The organism is Metabacillus litoralis (genome assembly GCF_020524045.1).
Lineage (GTDB): Bacteria > Bacillota > Bacilli > Bacillales > Bacillaceae > Metabacillus > Metabacillus litoralis_C.
Genome location: NZ_JAIVKL010000017.1, coordinates 84,672 through 104,378, shown reverse-complemented (window position 1 = coordinate 104,378; position 19,707 = coordinate 84,672). Strand labels below are relative to the sequence as shown.

Sequence of the window (19,707 nt, the reverse complement as noted above, 5' to 3'; positions counted from 1 at the left end):
CCCCACAGGCGAAGCGCCGAGGAGGCTCAGCTTCCTCCCCGCGGAAAGCGAGTGTCTGCAGCGCAATGGAACGAACTTGTTTCTTTAAGCTTAACTGAATTTAGATTTATTCGTCTTTTGTATGACTTCTTTAATTATGTCCCAACCTCGCTAACATTAACCTTAAGAAAGCGATAAAAAGCTACTTATCAATGTATTTCTTGTTGATTTTATGAAATTCTTCTCTTATCAAATGATTTGTTTTTATAGTTGGAATAAGAAACATCGTTGCGAAGAAGATACCTAAGAAATTAAATGTTCCTGTTCCTATATGGACATATCCCTGAAGGATATAAATGATAGATAAACCAATGCTAAATGTTAAGTTATCTCTTAGATTTATTTTCTTCCGTTGCTGACGGTCTTTAAAAAACAAAGCAAATTTTTTATTTGTTAAATAAAAGTAAATTCCTAATAAAAGAAATGCAATAAATAATATGAGCAATCTATACTTTTCCCCTAAAAGCTCGAAAGCTAAGATTCCCACGCCTATTAATAACATTATCAAAACATAGGAATAACCAACAGAAAAGGTTGAAAAGTAAATATTTCGTATTTCTTCTTTTTCATCAGGAGTTTTAAATTTTAGGATTGATTGATTAGAAGCGAAGTCATCACACAAATCATCTTTTTCTCTTTTCGTTAGTACCTCTTGATCTATACTAATATTTTGATCACTTAAGGTACTGAGATGTTTAGACATCTTCCACTCTAAATAAACATTCACACACATAAAAATGATACCTATGACAATAAGGTAATACAAAGGAAGAAAAATAAGTTCACTAATTACTAGAAAATTAGTAACTACTACGATACATCTTAATAAAAAATCTACTATAGCGATTTTCCTTAGGTGACCTAACAATTTACCTTTCGTACTCTCAAGAATAGAAGTAGTAAATAGGACAAAAACAAATGGTGAGAAAAAACAAAATGCTGTAAAATCTTTTAGTCCAAAGTTGATTGTAAGAAGAATCAGAATAAAATTATTTAAATAAAAAAGAACATTTAATAACAGTAAATTATTTATCTTACTTCCCATATTTTAAATCCTTCCTTATTTCATCTGGATATCATTCCACGTTTGGATATTTATTCTATTTTATCATTTTTTCTAATGTAAAAGTATACAAGACTCTATACACCCTATCTGTTTACTTAGTAGGAACGTAAAACTTTAAAAACTAAATTACCATCTCCATGATAAAAAGCCAGCATAATTATGCTAGCTTAAGATAGTCATTTATCGATTTAAACAAGTTGTTCTACTTTGGCAAATTTCTTTGCCACTTCTTTAGCCTTCTCTATTGCAGTCATCTTTATTTCTTCTGCTTTATCTGGAGTAAATGCCATTCCTTCAACTGGAATTGATTCAAATTCAGTAATACCCATAAAACTTAAAACAGCCTTAAGATGGCGATCTCCAAATTCCATTTCGGCTGCTGGACCTTCTGAGTAGAATCCTCCACGAGCCTGAATATGTACAGCTTTTTTACCTTCTAATAATCCGACAGGACCATTTTCGGTATATTTAAAGGTTTTACCAGCAATCATTAAAGTATCAATATACGCCTTCACTTTTGGAGGGTAGCTTAAGTTCCACATTGGAGTAACAAACACGTATTTATCAAAATCTTTAAATTCAGCAGTTAATTCATCAATACGACTAACTTTTCCTTGCTCTTCCTTTGTTAAATCTTCAAATGAAATTCCTTGTCCTAGCTTTCCCCATGCTCCCAAAACATCTTCATCTATCTCAGGAATGTAAGAATTAAATAAATCTAGTTCTCTAATTTCATCATTTGGGCTTTCTTGGCGATAGGCTTCTAAGAAAGCTTGCCCTACTGTCAAGCCGAAAGACAAATCGGTAGTTTTAGGATTTGCAGTAATATAAAGTACTTTATTCATTGTATTTTTCTTCCTCTCGATGGTTTTATAGATTAGTATGATGAAAATACTGTAATCTACTATGTACTATATTTCCGTTGGTTACTAATGTCAAATTTTATGTTATTAGAAAAGTTTTTTTAAATCTACAATACTAAAAACAACAATATTGATTGGCATTTTTATATGTTATCATTCCTTCAATTGCTGTGACTGTAGTAGAGGTACCTTCACAATTTCACACAAAAAAAGACATAGCAAATGTCCCCACGTCTTCAAAATTGAAATTGATTAATCCTTTTACCTTACTTATCTCTCGCAGTAATTACATCCCCAGTCATGGCATCAATGTACCTGATCGGCGTTCTTGAATACCTGTCACATGCTTGATAAACAAGAATATAGGATTCTATATCACTGTCATAATCTGTTTCCCACGCTAATTCAAAGTCCAAATGAGTTAAAAATATATCTCTGGCTTCTTTTTTTGTAATGGCTGTTTTCGTTGGAATCTCGTTAATTTTTTCCATATCAAAACTTGGTCCGCTATAATGATCAATATGTCCTGTTTTATTATTAACTGCCACTACTACTATTTCTAACTGAACAGGTATACCTTCACTGTTATACATACGGAAAGTAAATACTTCTTTATTTCTAGCTTCGTCTTGCTCATCTTCTTCGTTCTCTCGAACAATCAATTGCAAATATTTATGGTAATCTGGAAGAATCATTTGAAGAAAGTTAATCGCTTTGTGATAACAATCTTCATGACTAAGTTGGAGATTGCCGCTTCTTTCATTAAACCACGTAAAGCTTCTAACTTTACCAGTTTCCTTTGAGATAAAAGCTTTAACTGTATCTTTCGTTTGCCTCTTAAGATATCCATCAATTGATAAATCTTCTTCGTCCATCTCCCAGTTTCGATCACGCCATACAATGCCCGTTTCTTCTCCCATATTGACTTCTCGAATGATGTCCATTTCCTCTGTTACACCAACTACCTCTGTAATCGATAAATCTTCCTTTATGTCTTTATTATTAGGAGGAGGAAGTGGAACACAAGTCTCTGGAACATCTTCATCATGTATAATGCTCAATGTTGGGGTCAATACATCCGCTTTATACTTCATGAAAGATTCCTCTGGTTCGTAAACAAGACGAAGCCCATCTTCTGCAACATTATATATAATAGTATATAGATTTTTAATCGTCGGCTGAAAATCAAGGCTATTTTGTACATGTTCAATCAGCTTTTCTTTAGAAATCAGCGTTCTAGGTATCTCAGGTATCCTCTTCACAGCTTTATAAGAGAAATGAACAATGTTCCCCGATGGGTCCACATCAATATAACAACCAGCAGAATTAAGCGGTAAATCCATAACAATTTTTTCATAATAGTAACGATAGATATGATTCATTTTTTTCATCTCATAAAGAGTTAAATCTTCTAAAGCACCTGGATAATGACTAAGGAAAAAGTGTTCCGCTCGTTTCTTTCGTTCTTCTATATTTAGCGGCACCTCATTTGAATCTTTATCATTTAAATCAATCGTAAAAGAATTCAAATGACCATCCAGATCAAGATTTATCGTAATTCTTTCATTGCTTTCTTCGTTGATCCATACAAACATAGCCTCGCCTTCTCCGTTCTCCCCCTCAATATATTCTTCTATGATCGCTTGAAAATCAGCAGGAATTTGGACTATTGATAACGCTCGTTTTTTTAATTCTTCTTTTTCCATGTCAGCCACCTCCAAGTTTTTAGTTTTTATCTCTATCCAGCTTATCTTAAGGATCCGTAAAAAGCATTAAGCTCGGATTGTACTAAAGTATTCCTAAACTCTAAACTCAATAATTTTCTGCATTAATTCTTTCAGATGTAGCCTTCTAATTCGCACTCGTTTTTTATAAATATATTCTATTTTACCATTTATTCTCTTTTAAATGGAAGTTGATAAATGATAGATTTAACAACTATAAAGAGTTTGTTTGTTAAGAATAAACAAAAAGTGGTCGACCATATTCGGAAGACCATTAAAGCTTCTATAGACTATCAATCTATTTAAATATAAGGCTACAGTTTGTTTAAGACGTTCCATCTTATTTTACATTCGTTATCCAGTAGAAAAACTTGGCTTCTCTCCAAGTCATAAAGCGAAATCCTTAGTTATTACTATGAACGTATACTCTCTGTTAGTATAAAAAAATGCACCTCATCGATAGCTATCGCTAACAATAAAGATGCATTTTTCAACTGCTTTCTTTATGCTATTTTACTCATATCTATTTTCTTTCCTTCTTTACGCCACTCTTTAAATTCAGCTGCTGCTGTGAAGAGTGCGTCTGTTGAGGAGTTAAGAGCTGTTTCAAACGAATCTTGTAAAACACCGATGATAAATCCTACTCCAACAACTTGCATCGCAACTTCTGCTGGAATTCCAAATAAGCTACATGCTAAAGGAATAAGTAATAACGATCCACCCGCAACCCCAGAAGCTCCACATGCACATACTGCTGAAAGGACACTAAGAATTAGTGCTGTAGCAAAGTCCACTTGAATGTCTAATGTATGAACTGCTGCTAACGTTAAAACAGAAATCGTCACCGCTGCACCAGCCATATTAATTGTTGCACCTAACGGAATGGAAATCGAATAACTATCTTTATTTAAGCCTAGATTTTCACATAATTTCATATTTACAGGGATATTTGCCGCAGAACTTCGTGTAAAGAACGCTGTGATCCCACTTTCTCTTATACACTTAAATACAAGTGGATAAGGATTTTGCTTAATAGCTAAAAATACAAGGATAGGATTAATAACCAAAGCAACAAAAGCCATACAACCAAGTAAAACAGCCAGTAATTTCCCATAACTTAGTAGTGAGTCAATTCCGTTCGTAGATATTGCCTCAAACACTAATCCCAAAATACCTAATGGCGCAAATTTAATGACCCATTTCACAATTTTCGATACTGCTTCCGAAAAGTTAGAAAGTAGCGTTTTTGTTGTATCAGGAGCACTCCTTAAAGCCAGTCCTAGAAGAAGCGCCCAAGCTAAAATACCAATATAGTTTGCGTTAGCAATAGCATTCACCGGATTATCAACAATGTTTAAAAGTAATGTTTTAAGAACCTCTGATACACCACCAGGAGCCGCAAATCCCTCTGGACTATTAGCAAGCGTTAAGCCTACTGGAAAAATGAAACTTGCTACTACCGCTGTTAATCCCGCTAAGAAGGTTCCAATAAGATAGAGGACAACAATGAACTTCATATTTGTCTGTTTCCCTCTCTTATGTTGAGTAATTGCCGACATAACTAAGAAAAATACTAGTATAGGTGCAATACCTTTTAATGCACCTACAAATAAAGAACCTAAAATTGTCACAGGTTGTGCTACATTTGGCATTGTTATAGCTAAAATAATCCCAATAACTAAACCTATTATTATTTGTTTAACCAAACTCAATTGACTCCATGTCTTTAGTATATTTTTCACAAAATATCCCCCTAGATATATTTGACGAATGGACAAACCACCTATAAGTCCACCTCAAACGAACAAATGTCTTTTGTATAAATAGTATTATATGTAGTCTTTTAATATATTACAATACTATTTAATATATTCAGAATAATCTTAATAGTAAAAGCGATTACATACCTCTCTCTTTCAGCGGCAAAATAGTTTTCTTCCGTTTAGTATTTCAATAAAGTACTTTTTTGAAGCACAAACGAAAGACCGGAGCAACAAGGTTACTTCCGGCCTTCATTCTTTCAGCTTTTCAACTTATTCGATAACGGATAAATGAAAACACTTTGGATAACGAGAGATAGAAAAACAACACCAAAAGCAAGTGATATTAATAAATCATTAATACCGACACTAGTTGCTTTTAAGCTTAATATAAACACAATGGACATCGTTCCTTTTAGTCCTGACCATGTTATTAAGGAAATTTCATTTAACGTGAAATACGATAATGGCTTGAAAATGACAGTTAATACAATAAAACGTACGAGAAGTGTTAAGACGAAAATAATTAAACTGAACTCCCAATACGCTAAGCTAAGATGTTGCGTTGCTTGGATGCCAATGACAATAAAAAGAATCGATAAAATTGTAGGTTCAATAACCTCCCAAAAACCGTCCAATGAACGCCTTAGCTCTGTTTCTTTCTCAGATTGTCCTAATTTCCATGAAAAGATAATCCCTGCAGCCACTGAAGCTAATACACCCGAAAAGTGAAAATACTCCGCAATGTAAAAGCTTCCGTAAGCAAGAGTAATGCTTACCATCACTTTGTACTGGAAATGTGATGTTAAATGCAGCCCTTTTAAAATAAACCAACCAAATATAACCCCAATTCCAATTCCACCTAACGATACGACGAAGAACTCGGAGATAAAGTTCATAAATGAAAAAGACTCCCCATTTACAAGCATGCCTAAAATGACTGTAAATAAAACTAAGCCCGTTCCATCATTAAGCATCGATTCGCCCTCTACAACATCAGCTACTTTAGAAGATTTAGAGGATTTTTTCAAGATAGGAACAACGGAAACAGGGTCAGTCGGCATCAAAATGATCGCAAGTAGCAAGCATTCAAGAAATGAAAAACCGGTAAAAAATCCACTAATTCCATAAAGACTGACTCCTAATAACAAGAACATCCCTATAAGCCCTACGGTTCCAAGGATTGTAATCACTTTAAAATATTTTTTAAAATCTGATATCGGAAATTGATAAGCTGATACAAACAATAAAGCCGGTAAAAACCAATCAAAAATGATCTCCTTCGTTATTTGTAAGTCGGAAAAATAAGGAATAAATGAAAAAAAGATTCCTAATAGTAGTAACACCACTGGAACAGGAAACGATTCTTTTTTCTTATCAATCGCAAATACAATATAGCCAATAAAAACAAGTAAGATAATTTGATGAGAACTCATATATGGTTAACCTGCCTTTTGGATAAATTTAAGGATTTTGTATACACACTTCTATCCTTTTACTGTTCTTTCTATATCTATCTATTAGGCAATACCCTCTATTTTAATTAACTTATCAATATAGCTTTAAATTCATTGATTTTATAATTTATAACATCTAAATATAAATTTAATTTTTGAATATAAAAAGCACCTATACCACCATTTAATAGTACAGATGCTTAATCAATCACAGAAATTTCCATTTTACCTCGTGAATCATTTCTATCTTCCTTAACAATAACCAACTAAGAATTCTCTACATCATTTTAAATATTTTCCTATGCAACATACATTATCCAACTATTACTAGCGCATACTATGAATAACCTTCTAGAAAAGTTGGTGTGATATGAGCAATTCTAGTTCCACTGAGATAAGCCAATCATTAACTGAAAATGTAACAACCATATTAGATCAGTTGGGAAATAGCCAAGACATCCAAATACGAAATCAGCAGACAACTGATGCAAAAATAAACTACGCAATAATTTTCATAGATGGCATCAGCAACTCAGAAACGATTGAAGAACAAGTAATCAAACCATTAAAAAACAATAAGACAGATCATAGAGATAGTAGCGACCAAATAAGCTCACTGTCAGAGTTAGTTCAGACAAAAACTGTTAAAATCTCGTCAAAGCTTACAGATATCATTGATGAGCTCATAGTTGGAAATACTGTGATTTTAGTAGATGGTGCTGATAGTAGTATTATTGCCAATACGACAAAATGGCCGGAAAGAAGCTTGGAAACTCCCCAAGCACAGCGTATTCCAAAAGGACCAAATGTTGCTTTTAATGAATCCACCTCTCAAAATCTAGGTCTTATACGTAGGATCTTACGTAATCCTAAACTTCGCGTAGAGACAGATGTTTGTTCTTCCAAAGTAAAAACACAGGTTACACTTCTTTATATTGAAGGGAAGATTCAACCTGAAGTATTACAAGAAATTAAGAAAAAAATGAAGGAAGTTGAAGTAGAGGTACTGTTAGATTCTAGTTATTTAGAGGAAATGATGACAAGTGAAGTATTTACAGATTTTCCACTTACTCTTTCCTCTGATCGACCAGATGTGGTATGTAGTGAACTGCTAGAAGGAAAAGCTTCCATCATTGTTGACGGAAGTCCTTTTGTGATTACTCTTCCAACAGTAATATCACAATTTTTTCAATCTCCTGAAGACTACTATACCTTAACAAAAGGGGTCAGCTTTAAACGTGTTTATCGCATGATCTTTTATGCGGTATCCATCATACTTCCAGGATTATATATATCCTTTACGGTTCACCATCCAGGCCTTGTCCCATCTAAGCTGCTAATCAGTATTGTCGCTCAACGCGAGATTGTTCCTTTTCCAACAGTGCTTGAAGTTCTAATTTTTTTCATTTTAATACAGATAATTACAGAAAGCTCCCTACGCTTACCACAATCTATGGTCCTCACGGTTTCTGTATTTGGAGCGATTATTCTTGGACAATCTGTTGTTGAAGCTAAATTAGTTCAACCTACGACACTGGTCGTAATGAGTGCCAGTTATATATTAGCTAGTGTTATTCCAGTGTATTCTCTAAGACCTGTAGCTAATCGACTAACTTTAAGGTTTATTATTTTATCAGGGTTTCTTGGTCTATATGGAATTATGCTAGGCATTTTATATCTTTTACTTCATTTGACTTCTCTACGTTCATTTGGCGTTCCCTATTTGTCTCCGATCGCTCCTTTCAATATGGCTGATCAAAAGGATAATATCCTGAGGGAGGACCTAGACAATATTATGAATAATCCGAAGAAATTCACCTTAGAAGAACCAACAAAAAAACGCAAATAAGTGGTGTGATATGAAACATAGTAAAATCGTATTTATTATATTGTTTATCAGCTTAATCGCCTTCTTTGTAATCGGTCATACTGTCGAAAGTCAGTTAATAAATAAACTAGCTATTGTCTCCGCGATAGGCGTAGACATGGATGAAGATCAATATGTAGTGAGTGTGCAGGTGATCAGTCCTTCTTCAGATCAAAAAGGGGCATCAGAGGAATTAGGTGCGGTTGTTCATAAAGAAAAAGGGCGAACAATCACAGAAGCATTTCGCAAGCTAAATACATCAATATCGAGAACCTTATTTTTCGATGATACTGATATTTTAATTATACAAGATCAACTATTAGAAACGAAGGGAATCACGGATATTACAGACTATCTAATTATAAACCCAATTGTCTCTTCTAATATAGAAATCCTAGTAAGCAAGGATGTTACAGCCAATACCATATTAAGAACCGTTACACCTGTACAAAAAGTATCCGCAATACGAATTAAAGAAATAGTAGAAAACAACGAGCTTAATGCAGGGACATCATTCAAAATGTATCCATCTAATGTACAGAATGATTTATTAAATAACATTAAACAAACTTCATTACCATATATCACCATTCAAGGAGATATTGAAAAGGGATTAAAAAAGGAAAACATTGAGGAATACAGCCCTTCGACGATCTTCAAATTGAGTGGTATGGCAGTCTTCAAAGAAGATAAACTTATTGATTTTCTTGATGATAAAGAAAGTATGATTTATTCCATGTTCCAAAAGAAAATAAACAGAACGTTACTAACAGTTACATGCCCAAATGAAGAAGATAAATTTGTTGGTCTAAATGTGACAGATTTAGATTCTAAAATTACTTTTGAGGAATCAACAAAACCATCATTTACTGTGGACGTTAGTGTAGAAGGAGAAATAAGAGAAAGTCAGTGTTCTAAATCTGTTGGTTATCCCAATTTAGAAAAAATCCAGAAGCACTACGAAGCTGAAATGAAAAAAGAGATAGAGCAGCTTATCACCAAAAGCAAGGAATTGAATAGTGATTTCATTGGCTTTGGTAAAAGCATCTACTTATCGAAACCAAAAAAATGGAATGAATTAGCAAAGAATTGGGACCAAAAATATAAAGATTCTACTGTAAAGGTAAATGTAGATGTGATTATTCCGTTAACCGGTGACTCGATGTCTAATGTATCTCCGTAAAAGGTGGGTTGAGATGAAAAAACAAATGATTACCCCTTTCCAACTAAATGCTCTACTTTGCTTGTTTCTCCTAGGAAGCACAGTTGTTCTGGGATTAGGATTAGAGGTGGAAGAGAATGCATGGATTGTCACCCTACTCTCTTCTTCAATAGGCATACTCATTCTACTTTTTTATATTTATCTTATTGCAAAGTACGAGTTAAATTTGGCTGAATTACTCATTAAAGGATTTGGAAAATATATAGGGAAATTCTTTGTCTTTTTATACATTTTCTATTTTTTATATATTGCAAGTAGAGTTGTAAAAGATTTCACCTATTTCATTGCTCAAATCCTCTTCTATCAAGTAGAATTTTGGCTGATTTCAATTACATTTATATGCATTGTTGCTTACGGTTCCTCTTTAGGAGTTGAAGCATTAGCTAGAACCTCTGAGATTCTGCTTTTCTTAGTCATATTAATGCTTCTCACGATTATTGCATTTAGTCTTTTATCCGATCCCTTTGATTTGAGTAACCTACTTCCTATCTTTTCAAACAACTGGGGTGCCATTTTTCAGTCCATGTTCCCAGAGCGAATTACTTTTCCCTATGGTGAATTAATTGCCTTCACTCTTATATTTCCATTAATAAATGACAAAAAGGTCTTGGTAAAAAGAACCTGGATTGCGATTCCAATTGTAGCCATCCTGATTCTTGTATTAACAGAGGTCACGATTGCTATGCTTGGAGCTAAGGTAGCAGCACTATATACATTTCCATTAGTAAAAGCCATTGAACAAATCGATATATGGGATTTTATCCAGCACTTAGAGATTTTGTCTGTGTTCACCTTCTTTTTTGTAGGCTTTGTAAAGGTTTCTATCTTTTTTAAAGCAGCCTTATATAGCGCACACTCTTTAGTTAAATTTGATAGGACGAAACTAATCTTACTATTTGCTGGTATCTTATTTTTAATGGCTGTGTTTAACTCTACTAGCTTGCCACTGCATTTTTATATTGGACTGAAGGTGATACCCGAGTATATTCATTTACCTTTTCAGTTTGGCATTCCAATTTTGTTGTTTTTAACTTTACATATTAGGTTAAAGTTAGATGAAAATTAATGTTTAATAAGTATTATCTTCTATCTCCTTCAGAAGCCCCAAAAAAGGACAGCCTATTGGCGGTCCTTTATATAAAGCTTACTTGAATTCTACATTGCCACTTTCTGATACATAATTCACACCATACCATTTCTTACCTACATTAGAATAACGTGTATTCACCATTCTAACTTTACTAGTGCTGCTATCAGTCCGGAAAATTGCCTCGTTCATATCAGTAATGACGGAGCCTTCAATATAAACCTCTGTATGAAAAGTAGAACCACCTAATTGGCGAATCATTTTCCCAGCATTTCTCGCTGTAAAGTTGATAATATCAAATTGTGAAGGTGCGTTGATTTGGAACATTTTATCACTACCATGTTGGGCAGAACCACCACGGATAACAACATGTCCTTCACCTTTAATCGTCATTGCGTCCTCACCAATATCTTCCCAAACCACATTTTCTATTGTAGCATCACCATAGGTATGTACTCCATCAGCTGCTGGTGCACCTAATACGACATTTTTCAATGTTGCTCCATCTTCTAATCGGAAGACCGATTTTTGACCTTCTTTTTGACTGCCATCACCAACCGTTGTAGGATTTGCAACATATCTATTTCCCGCACCGTCAAATACTTCCCCGGCTTTTACTACGATTGTGCTGTTAACAACAATTGTTTCCTTTGGCTTTACTTCAACAAGCTTCCATTGTTGATTCGCTCCACCTAAATCATCATATTGTACAACATTTGCACCATTTTCCTTTGACCACTCGTAAACTTCTAGTGCTTTGTTGCTAAAACGATTAATAATTTTCACGTACCCATTTCCCGCATCAACAATTTTCCATTGTTGACTTTCACCATTCCAGTCCGCCCATTGTGCAATATTTGCACCATTGCCATTATCCCAGTTACTAACTTCCATTGCCTTCCCACTGAATACGTTTACAAACTTATGATAGCCTTGACCAACATCAATGACTGTCCATTGTTGGCTCGTGCCACCCCAATCATCATATTGAGCAATATTCCCACCATTTTCAGCTGACCAACCATAAACCTCTAACGCTTTCCCACTATGGCGATTTACAAGCTTGTACTTTTTACTATGATCGTAGCTTGCTGCAAATGCGGGTTCTGTCACGACTAGCATTGATAATAGTAAACCTAAAACAACAAATACTGAAACAAGTTTCTTCATTCTCCCATCCCTCTCCAAATAAATTGTAAGCTCTACCGGCCAGTTTAGATTACAAATCTATCATATAATAATTATGGGAATTAATGGTTTTCGTAATGTGATCTTCATATAATTATAATATTCTGAAATATTACGATCTAAATTTTCACACAACAAAGCAAAAATTGGCGGGAATGAGTCCGGTTCAATACCGTCCTTCACACCCACCAATTCACATAAACACTAATTCTTTTAGAACTAGTTCACTAGCCTACTATTACCTTGAATGAGAAAACTACTTCTCCTATTCCGCCACTACATCAAAATTCTTAGATTCAAAATGATCAAGCAATGCACGCACTTCATCTGTTGATTTCGTATTCATTAATTGATTTCTTAATTCACCTGCACCTCGGAATCCTTTTACATATATCTTAAAGAAACGATGAAGAGCAGTGAACTTGCGTAGCTCTAAGCCTGAATATTTATCATGAAGATCCATATGCAACCTTAACAGATCAAGTAATTCCTTGCTACTATGATCTTTTGCCTCTTTTTCAAAAGCAAATGGATTATGAAAAATACCGCGCCCAATCATAACCCCATCAATATCATATTCCTCTGCAAGCTTTAATCCAGTTTGATAGTCAGCGATATCTCCATTGATTGTCAGGAGTGTATCTGGTGCTACCTCGTCACGAAGCTTCTTAATTTCTGGAATAAGCTCCCAATGAGCATCTACTTTACTCATTTCATTTCTAGTACGCAGATGAATAGATAGATTCGCAATATCTTGTTTCAGAATGTGAGTCAGCCAGTCGCGCCATTCATCTACTTCTGAGAATCCAAGCCTTGTCTTTACACTTACTGGCAATCCTCCTGCTTTTGCAGCTTGTATTAACTCTGCAGCAACCTCAGGACGAAGGATAAGTCCACTTCCCTTTCCATGCTGTGTCACATTAGGTACAGGACAGCCCATATTAATATCAATTCCCTTAAACCCAAGCTTCGCCATATCTATACTCATTTCACGAAAAAACTCAGGCTTATCTCCCCATATGTGAGCTACAATCGGTTGCTCATCCTCTGTAAAAGTTAAACGCCCACGCACACTTTTCCGCCCCTCTGGATGACAATAACTCTCCGTATTTGTAAACTCTGTAAAAAACACATCAGGTCTCGCTGCCTCACTCACTACATGACGAAAAACAACATCTGTCACTTCTTCCATTGGTGCCAATATAAAAAAAGGTCGTGGTAATTCACGCCAAAAATTTTCTTTCATAATTAAATTCAAATCCTCTCAATATGGGACATCAGTCCAAATACTTGTCCCAAAATTACACAGCAAAATATCTTTGCTTAATTTACTTCTTTTACACTTATACCACGGTTGAGTGCTTTTTATCAAATGGATTGGGGTTGTTTATTTTAACCAAGTCGGAGGTTCTATCAAGAACATTTGTTTTCACTACACAATCTTCTCTCCAATTAACTAGCATTCTAAGCTCAAGTAAACACTAAGATAATAAACCAATTTTTTACTTTAAGTAATTATTTAGGATGCGCAGTAATTATCTTCTAGTATCAAAAGAGTCCCTCTAAAATCTATAATATATGTAGTTGCTTAGTGAATCTAATCTTATAATAAAGAAGGGGCAGACCTCAATTGAGCCCGAGAATCTAATGTCATTTTGCAAAAAAATAAATTCAAGATAGAAAACCTAGTCTAAATCTAGTAAGATATCCACATATGATATTAGAAGATAAGGGGTTAAAAAATGAGCGTATTAAACGTACAAAATTTAAGTCATGGATTCGGTGATCGTGCAATTTTTAATGATGTGTCTTTTCGACTTTTAAAAGGCGAACACGTTGGATTAGTCGGGGCAAATGGTGAGGGTAAGTCTACTTTCATGAATATTATTACTGGTAAGTTGCAACCTGACGACGGGAAAGTGGAGTGGTCACGAAAGGTTCGTGTTGGTTATCTAGATCAGCATGCTGTACTGCAGAAAGGTACGACGATGCGTGACGTTTTGAGCTCTGCTTTTCAATATCTATTTAATGCTGAAGCAGAGATCAATGAACTTTATGCAAAAATGGGTGATGAAGGTGCTGATATCGATGCATTACTTACTGAAGTTGGAGAGTTGCAAGAAACGTTAGATAGTAATAATTTCTATCAAATTAATGCAAAAGTTGAAGAAGTTGCTCGTGGACTTGGATTAGACGATGTTGGACTTGATCGAGATATAGATGATCTTAGCGGTGGACAACGTACGAAAGTTTTACTAGCTAAGCTTTTGCTAGAAAAACCAGAAATCCTATTACTAGACGAGCCTACAAACTATTTGGATGAACAGCATATCGAATGGTTGAAGCGATATTTACAGGAATATGAGAATGCATTTATCTTAATTTCACATGATATTCCATTCTTAAACAGTGTTGTGAACTTGATCTATCACATGGAAAACCAAGAGTTAAATCGCTATGTTGGTGACTATGATAACTTCTTAAAAATACATGAAATGAAGAAGCAACAGCTAGAGTCTGCTTACAAGCGTCAACAACAAGAAATTGCTGATTTGAAAGATTTCGTTGCTCGTAACAAGGCAAGTGTTGCGACTCGTAATATGGCAATGTCTCGTCAAAAGAAGCTCGACAAAATGGAAGTTATCGAATTAGGTAAAGAGAAGCCAAAACCAGAGTTTAACTTCAAAGAAGCTCGCGCAGCTAGTCGTTGGATTTTCGAGACGGAAGATCTTGTTATTGGATACAACGAACCACTTTCTCGTCCACTGAATTTAAAAATGGAACGTGGACAAAAAATTGCATTCGTTGGGGCAAACGGTATTGGAAAATCTACCCTTTTAAAAAGTATCCTTGGGTTGACTAATCCGATTTCGGGTACAGTGGAACGTGGTGAGTATCAACACATCGGGTACTTTGAACAAGAAGTTAAACAGTCCAACTACAACACTTGTATTGAAGAGATCTGGAGCGAGTTCCCAAGCTTGAATCAGGCTGAAGTCCGTGCTGCTCTTGCAAAATGTGGATTAACGACGAAACATATTGAAAGTAAAATCGAAGTCCTTTCTGGTGGCGAAAAAGCCAAAGTTCGATTATGTAAAATTTTAAACACAGAAACGAATTTATTAATTCTAGATGAACCTACCAATCACTTGGATGTAGATGCGAAAGAAGAACTGAAACGTGCATTAAAGGCATACCGCGGAAGTATCTTGATGGTATCACACGAACCTGATTTCTATCGTGAAATTGCGACTGACATTTGGAATTGTGAGGACTGGACGACGAAAGTATTTTAAATTAAGTTTAAGGGGTATCACAGTTGAATTTTACTGGGGTACCCTTTTTCTCTTATTTCAACATGGGGTTTAGCCTCTACGAAAGCACCTTAATTTTCGGGGGATTTTTGATATGTTATTACTTTCCCATGACCATTTGGTACAATGAGAGAAAAACTAGGGGCTATAATGTTTATACTTTCTATCATTGTTATTTCTATAGTGTTTTTCGCATTTATTTCCATTGTATATTCGACCATAAAAAATGGGATTTCACCTATGCCGACATCACCAAAAGTTAAGAAGGTTCTGGTTGTTAATCTCCCTTCTCATTCTGTAACTCAAATCGCTGAGCTTGGTGCGGGATGGGGAACATTAGCTTTTCACCTTACAAAAAAATATCCTAGTGCAACGATTACAGCTTTTGAAAATTCACTCATACCATACACATTTATGGTCATTAGAAAATTTTTATTACCTCAAAACAATCTGATTGTTTCACGAAAAAACTTTTATAAAGCCGATTTTTCAAATTATGACTTAATCGTTTGTTACTTATATCCTGATGCCATGACTCGTTTAGAAAAACAATTTCACAAGCAACTAACCAAAGAAACCATTGTCATTTCACATACCTTTGCTATCCCAAACCGCAAACCTAACAAAACAATTATAGCTAGTGATCTATATCAAACGAAGATTTACTTTTACTACTATTTTTAAAAAGTATTCTCGGCTTAATTGATCTAATTTCGGGTAAAGTTGAACGCAGTGAGTATCAACAAATCGGCTACTTCGAGCAAGAAGTTAATCAGTCCAACTATAGCACTTGCATTGAAGAGATTTGGAGCGAGTTCCCAAGTATGACTCAGGCTGAAGTCCGTGCTGCTCTTGCAAAATGTGAATTAACGAAGAAACATATTGTTTCTTCTGTTTTTAATAAAGTTTCCTCATTATCCCTTTACTAGCCATAAGAATATTGTTCTTTAAAAAGTGATTTGAAATTAGCTATAGCTTATAATAAGAGGAAAGGAGAGATGATATATGAAGTGGCAGGAAGTTAGAGAATTATTCCCAAATCAGTTTGTATTAGTATCAATTCTCAATTTTCATGAGGAGGAGGATAAAAAAATTATTGATGAAGTCGCACCCATTCGGTCCATTCCAGAGGATGATGTAAATAAAGAATTTTTTAATGTAGAACCTGGAAATATTGTTTACCATACATCGAACGAGGAATGTATTGTTCATATTCGTAAAGACCCGTTGATGAGGGTGAGACGAATATAATGAAAATATCATTTGATAGACACCTTATTACAACATCACTTATAGTTACTTTCCGAGGAAGAACGTTAAAAGTCGATGATATGATTATTGATACAGGTTCCTCTCACACTGTAATTAGCCCAGATATATTAGAAGAAATAGGGGTAACGTATGAAAATGGTGACGATATTTATGAAGCCTATGGAATTGGTGGTTCGGTACCATTCTATACAAAGGTAATGGATGAAATTCAGATTGATAAAATTAGTATAAAAAATATTAAAATTGATGTGGGGGTTCTTCCAAAAAATCATACTGGACTACTAGGATTGGATATATTAATGAATTACAAATTTATTGTAGATATGGACAAGTTAGAATTATATCCTTCAAAAAATATGGTCTAGGACAATGTATAATACAACCCAATATCTCTTTACTGTTACTAATTTAACTCTTCAATTCCCACACTATATTTCCACTAGTTTTTAAATTTTCCCCTCAATATAATGAATAGTATTTTTGTACTGTTCAGCAATCAATGTTAAGTCTATCACGTTTTTTAATATATGAATTACTTAAGATTACATTTCTTCAAATAACCTTACTTATGATACAGTTTTTGTGATAATCTAAGTGGCAAAAACGGTATTGAAACTATTTCTTTCAAACTATTTATATAATGGGTCCATAGCTTCTTTGTTTCAGATTCATTCTTTAATATCGTGTTTTTTAAAGCCTTTACAAGTCTGATTTTCCCATTTAAAATATATAAATGTTGTTATTAAAATACTACTAGAAAAGGTGTTAGAATGAATTCAGACCTGAAAAAGCTATTTCTTCTTCAATCGGTTTTTTTATGCATTACCGGATACAGCACGATTTTTATCAGTTATTATTTTTGGGAAAATAGCACCACTCTTGGACCACTGATTGCCTTTAATGGCTTGGCTTATTTTTTATCGTGTTTTGCGTATACAATCGGAACGTATTATCTTTTTAAAAATAAATTAAAATACAGTTATTATCTAAGCGCCATCTCAGCAATTGTACTGTTTATTGTTCTTCTTTTAAGTTCTCACTTAAGTCATATGGCTCTTCTACTTCTTTCAGCAACAAGCTTTGGCTGTGTTTTTGGATTCTTTTTCTCCTCTTCCAATTACGCGTTAAGTGTTCTATCGTCTCGTCCGGAACTGAACATATTCAATTCACGTATTGGATATGTGAAAAACATTTTAATGATTCTACTACCACTAATTAACTCTTTCTTAATTTATTATTTTAGTTTTACGGTTTCATTTGTATTTATGCTTTTTATCTCAATTTTTTATTTTGTTGCTGTTACCAAGCTGCCTTCCATTGAAGCTAAGTTTAAATCGAACTTCTTCCACGATTATAAAACCATTAAAGTATCTAACCAGATGGTGCCATTTGGAATTATTACAGCTGGTGTTATGGAATGTATGGCAAGCCTTCAGGTTATCATTATGGTGGTTCTATCCAAAAATGCGCTTTATGTTTCATATCTGAATGTATTAAATATTGTGGTTTTAACCATCGCCATCATCTTCATATCAAAATGGAAACAATTAAAAATGGAAAAACAGTTTGTGATTTATACTTTAATTAGTATGGGGGTCATATTGCTTGCCGGCTTCGCGCAAATTACACCACTTTATCTTGTGACAATGGTCGGGCTTGTCATTTCTATGTATGTGTACGGCTACACAATGGACAATACCTTTTTCAGATATTTAAATGGTATGCAAAAAGAGATACAAATTGTCATTCTTTTAAAACGTGAATTTTTAATCACACTAGGTCGTTCCATTATGTATGTCGTGTTGTACCTGTTTGTCCAAACAATTCAATCACCCCACCTTCCTTATTTGGCAATTGGAGTGTCGCTAGTACTGGTGTACTCACTATTTAAATTCCGAAAATTTGATCATGAAACTGAAAAGCTTGTAGCGTAATCTTACTAAATCACATTTGAAGAAGATGGTAGTTGTCGACTTCAAAAGGAATATTTTAAAAGGCCCCGGTATCGTAGGCAGAATTTCTCCCTACGGTTACCGGGGCCGAAGTTTTTATTTTTAAAAAGTTAGCCTCAACCTCTTGAGGTTAACTTTCTTATAAATAAGTTGATATATATTCCTTGTTTTATCAAAATTAAAGTTTTTGAAAATTTATCCAAAAAAGAAGGAATTTAGTATTTTATGTAAAATTATACTATTTGATATAAAATACAATTGGAGATTAGGTAGGGACTACTACTACAACATTAGTTTATGATACAAGGTCTTGGTTTATAATGAAACGCCCAGACGGTACTTTTAGTAGAAGTACCTCTTGGACTGTTGTACCAGATTTGTATTCTCACCTGACAAGAACACAAACTGGATATAGTAGTACAAGTAAATCTTCTATTATTAATAATGCAAAATCTGGAGATGTAATACAATTTAAGAAATCAGGATCGGATCGATATTCTCATTCAATGTGGGTTTATGAAAAACAATCTTCAAATCTTATACTTTCTGGTCATACTAGTGACTATTGGGACAGAAGTTTTAATGCTATAACAGGATTTGCAACTTACCGAATTGTGAAGATGTAATGAGGGAGGTTAGGTATTATTAATAAGAAAAAGGTTATATGGATCTCTTCTATATCTATATGCGTTCTTACATTTACGCTTTGGGCAGTTTTTTCTTATGAAGAGTCAGAAGAATTTTATGGTTTCCCAATACCTAAATATGGTGAAGTAATAAATAGCCGCGAAGGTTTTGAATCTTATTCAGGGTCAGCCTTTTCTGAAACAAAGAAAGATGGACTCCCATTTATTTATCGTATGCATATCAAAGCACGTGGTTGGGAAAAAACTGCG

At 34.3% G+C, this 19,707-nt stretch carries 15 protein-coding genes and 3 pseudogenes; 10 read left to right on the top strand and 8 right to left on the bottom strand.

Features of this window, described 5'->3' with window-relative positions; all coding sequences use genetic code 11:
• Positions 1-181: 181 nt before the first annotated feature.
• From LC076_RS19695 to LC076_RS19675, 5 genes are all read right to left on the bottom strand, one after another.
• Positions 182-1,084 (bottom strand): hypothetical protein, encoded by a 903-nt coding sequence (locus LC076_RS19695; RefSeq protein WP_226670795.1) that lies wholly within the window; start codon positions 1,082-1,084, stop codon positions 182-184.
• A 209-nt stretch (positions 1,085-1,293) separates the two neighbouring features.
• Positions 1,294-1,950, bottom strand: a complete 657-nt coding sequence (locus LC076_RS19690) for an FMN-dependent NADH-azoreductase (protein WP_226670794.1) — start codon at positions 1,948-1,950, stop codon at positions 1,294-1,296.
• Positions 1,951-2,234: 284 nt separating this feature from the next.
• Complete coding sequence (locus tag LC076_RS19685) at positions 2,235-3,674, bottom strand: YcdB/YcdC domain-containing protein (RefSeq protein WP_226670793.1); 1,440 nt, start codon at positions 3,672-3,674, stop codon at positions 2,235-2,237.
• A 521-nt stretch (positions 3,675-4,195) separates the two neighbouring features.
• Positions 4,196-5,434: a serine/threonine transporter SstT gene (gene sstT / locus LC076_RS19680; RefSeq protein ID WP_226670792.1), complete on the bottom strand. Its 1,239-nt coding sequence runs from the start codon at positions 5,432-5,434 to the stop codon at positions 4,196-4,198.
• Between the two features lie 278 nt (positions 5,435-5,712).
• Positions 5,713-6,888 (bottom strand): cation:proton antiporter, encoded by a 1,176-nt coding sequence (locus LC076_RS19675; protein ID WP_226670791.1) that lies wholly within the window; start codon positions 6,886-6,888, stop codon positions 5,713-5,715.
• Between the two features lie 391 nt (positions 6,889-7,279).
• Here LC076_RS19675 and LC076_RS19670 point away from each other — a divergent pair, with 391 nt between their 5' ends.
• The 3 genes from LC076_RS19670 to LC076_RS19660 are packed head-to-tail and all read left to right on the top strand — an operon-like array spanning position 7,280 to position 11,064.
• Complete coding sequence (locus tag LC076_RS19670) at positions 7,280-8,758, top strand: spore germination protein (protein WP_226670790.1); 1,479 nt, start codon at positions 7,280-7,282, stop codon at positions 8,756-8,758.
• 10 nt (positions 8,759-8,768) lie between these two features.
• Positions 8,769-9,959, top strand: a complete 1,191-nt coding sequence (locus LC076_RS19665; protein WP_226670789.1) for a Ger(x)C family spore germination protein — start codon at positions 8,769-8,771, stop codon at positions 9,957-9,959.
• A 13-nt stretch (positions 9,960-9,972) separates the two neighbouring features.
• On the top strand, positions 9,973-11,064 hold the full coding sequence (locus LC076_RS19660) for a GerAB/ArcD/ProY family transporter (protein WP_226670788.1): 1,092 nt from the start codon (positions 9,973-9,975) through the stop codon (positions 11,062-11,064).
• 78 nt (positions 11,065-11,142) lie between these two features.
• On the opposite strand, the gene LC076_RS24275 is transcribed toward LC076_RS19660, so the two are convergent.
• From LC076_RS24275 to LC076_RS19650, 3 genes and pseudogenes are all read right to left on the bottom strand, one after another.
• On the bottom strand, positions 11,143-11,727 hold the full coding sequence (locus LC076_RS24275) for a pectate lyase (protein ID WP_319005566.1): 585 nt from the start codon (positions 11,725-11,727) through the stop codon (positions 11,143-11,145).
• Between the two features lie 9 nt (positions 11,728-11,736).
• Positions 11,737-12,207 (bottom strand): annotated as a pseudogene (locus LC076_RS24270) (RICIN domain-containing protein); the annotation flags it as partial.
• Between the two features lie 331 nt (positions 12,208-12,538).
• Entirely contained in the window at positions 12,539-13,519 is a 981-nt protein-coding gene (locus LC076_RS19650) for a tRNA dihydrouridine synthase (protein ID WP_226670787.1), read from the bottom strand.
• 496 nt (positions 13,520-14,015) lie between these two features.
• Between LC076_RS19650 and LC076_RS19645 the strand changes: the two genes are divergently transcribed.
• From LC076_RS19645 to LC076_RS19615, 7 genes and pseudogenes are all read left to right on the top strand, one after another.
• Positions 14,016-15,569, top strand: a complete 1,554-nt coding sequence (locus LC076_RS19645; protein WP_226670786.1) for an ABC-F family ATP-binding cassette domain-containing protein — start codon at positions 14,016-14,018, stop codon at positions 15,567-15,569.
• A gap of 144 nt (positions 15,570-15,713) precedes the next feature.
• The gene (locus LC076_RS19640; protein WP_319005563.1) at positions 15,714-16,271 is read left to right on the top strand and encodes a methyltransferase; all 558 of its coding nucleotides are present in this window, start codon (positions 15,714-15,716) and stop codon (positions 16,269-16,271) included.
• Positions 16,268-16,483, top strand: a pseudogene (locus LC076_RS19635) (ABC transporter ATP-binding protein); the annotation flags it as partial. The gene LC076_RS19640 and the pseudogene LC076_RS19635, both read left to right, overlap by 4 nt.
• Before the next feature lie 109 nt (positions 16,484-16,592).
• Entirely contained in the window at positions 16,593-16,838 is a 246-nt protein-coding gene (locus LC076_RS19630; protein ID WP_226670785.1) for a hypothetical protein, read from the top strand.
• On the top strand, positions 16,838-17,224 hold the full coding sequence (locus LC076_RS19625) for a TIGR02281 family clan AA aspartic protease (protein ID WP_226670784.1): 387 nt from the start codon (positions 16,838-16,840) through the stop codon (positions 17,222-17,224). The genes LC076_RS19630 and LC076_RS19625 overlap by 1 nt, the downstream gene beginning before the upstream one ends.
• A 405-nt stretch (positions 17,225-17,629) precedes the next feature.
• Complete coding sequence (locus LC076_RS19620; protein ID WP_226670783.1) at positions 17,630-18,793, top strand: hypothetical protein; 1,164 nt, start codon at positions 17,630-17,632, stop codon at positions 18,791-18,793.
• 332 nt (positions 18,794-19,125) lie between these two features.
• A pseudogene (locus LC076_RS19615) lies at positions 19,126-19,437 on the top strand (amidase domain-containing protein); the annotation flags it as partial.
• Between the last annotated feature and the right edge of the window lie 270 nt (positions 19,438-19,707).

Excerpts from the sequence above, each read along its gene's own strand:
- LC076_RS19695 (WP_226670795.1), bottom strand. The coding sequence starts at position 1,084 with ATGGGAAGTAAGATAAATAATTTACTGTTATTAAATGTTCTTTTTTAT.
- LC076_RS19690 (WP_226670794.1), bottom strand. The coding sequence starts at position 1,950 with ATGAATAAAGTACTTTATATTACTGCAAATCCTAAAACTACCGATTTG.
- LC076_RS19685 (WP_226670793.1), bottom strand. The coding sequence starts at position 3,674 with ATGGAAAAAGAAGAATTAAAAAAACGAGCGTTATCAATAGTCCAAATT.
- LC076_RS19675 (WP_226670791.1), bottom strand. The coding sequence starts at position 6,888 with ATGAGTTCTCATCAAATTATCTTACTTGTTTTTATTGGCTATATTGTA.
- LC076_RS19670 (WP_226670790.1), top strand. The coding sequence starts at position 7,280 with ATGAGCAATTCTAGTTCCACTGAGATAAGCCAATCATTAACTGAAAAT.
- LC076_RS19665 (WP_226670789.1), top strand. The coding sequence starts at position 8,769 with ATGAAACATAGTAAAATCGTATTTATTATATTGTTTATCAGCTTAATC.
- LC076_RS19660 (WP_226670788.1), top strand. The coding sequence starts at position 9,973 with ATGAAAAAACAAATGATTACCCCTTTCCAACTAAATGCTCTACTTTGC.
- LC076_RS19650 (WP_226670787.1), bottom strand. The coding sequence starts at position 13,519 with ATGAAAGAAAATTTTTGGCGTGAATTACCACGACCTTTTTTTATATTG.
- LC076_RS19645 (WP_226670786.1), top strand. The coding sequence starts at position 14,016 with ATGAGCGTATTAAACGTACAAAATTTAAGTCATGGATTCGGTGATCGT.
- LC076_RS19640 (WP_319005563.1), top strand. The coding sequence starts at position 15,714 with ATGAGAGAAAAACTAGGGGCTATAATGTTTATACTTTCTATCATTGTT.
- LC076_RS19630 (WP_226670785.1), top strand. The coding sequence starts at position 16,593 with ATGAAGTGGCAGGAAGTTAGAGAATTATTCCCAAATCAGTTTGTATTA.
- LC076_RS19625 (WP_226670784.1), top strand. The coding sequence starts at position 16,838 with ATGAAAATATCATTTGATAGACACCTTATTACAACATCACTTATAGTT.
- LC076_RS19620 (WP_226670783.1), top strand. The coding sequence starts at position 17,630 with ATGAATTCAGACCTGAAAAAGCTATTTCTTCTTCAATCGGTTTTTTTA.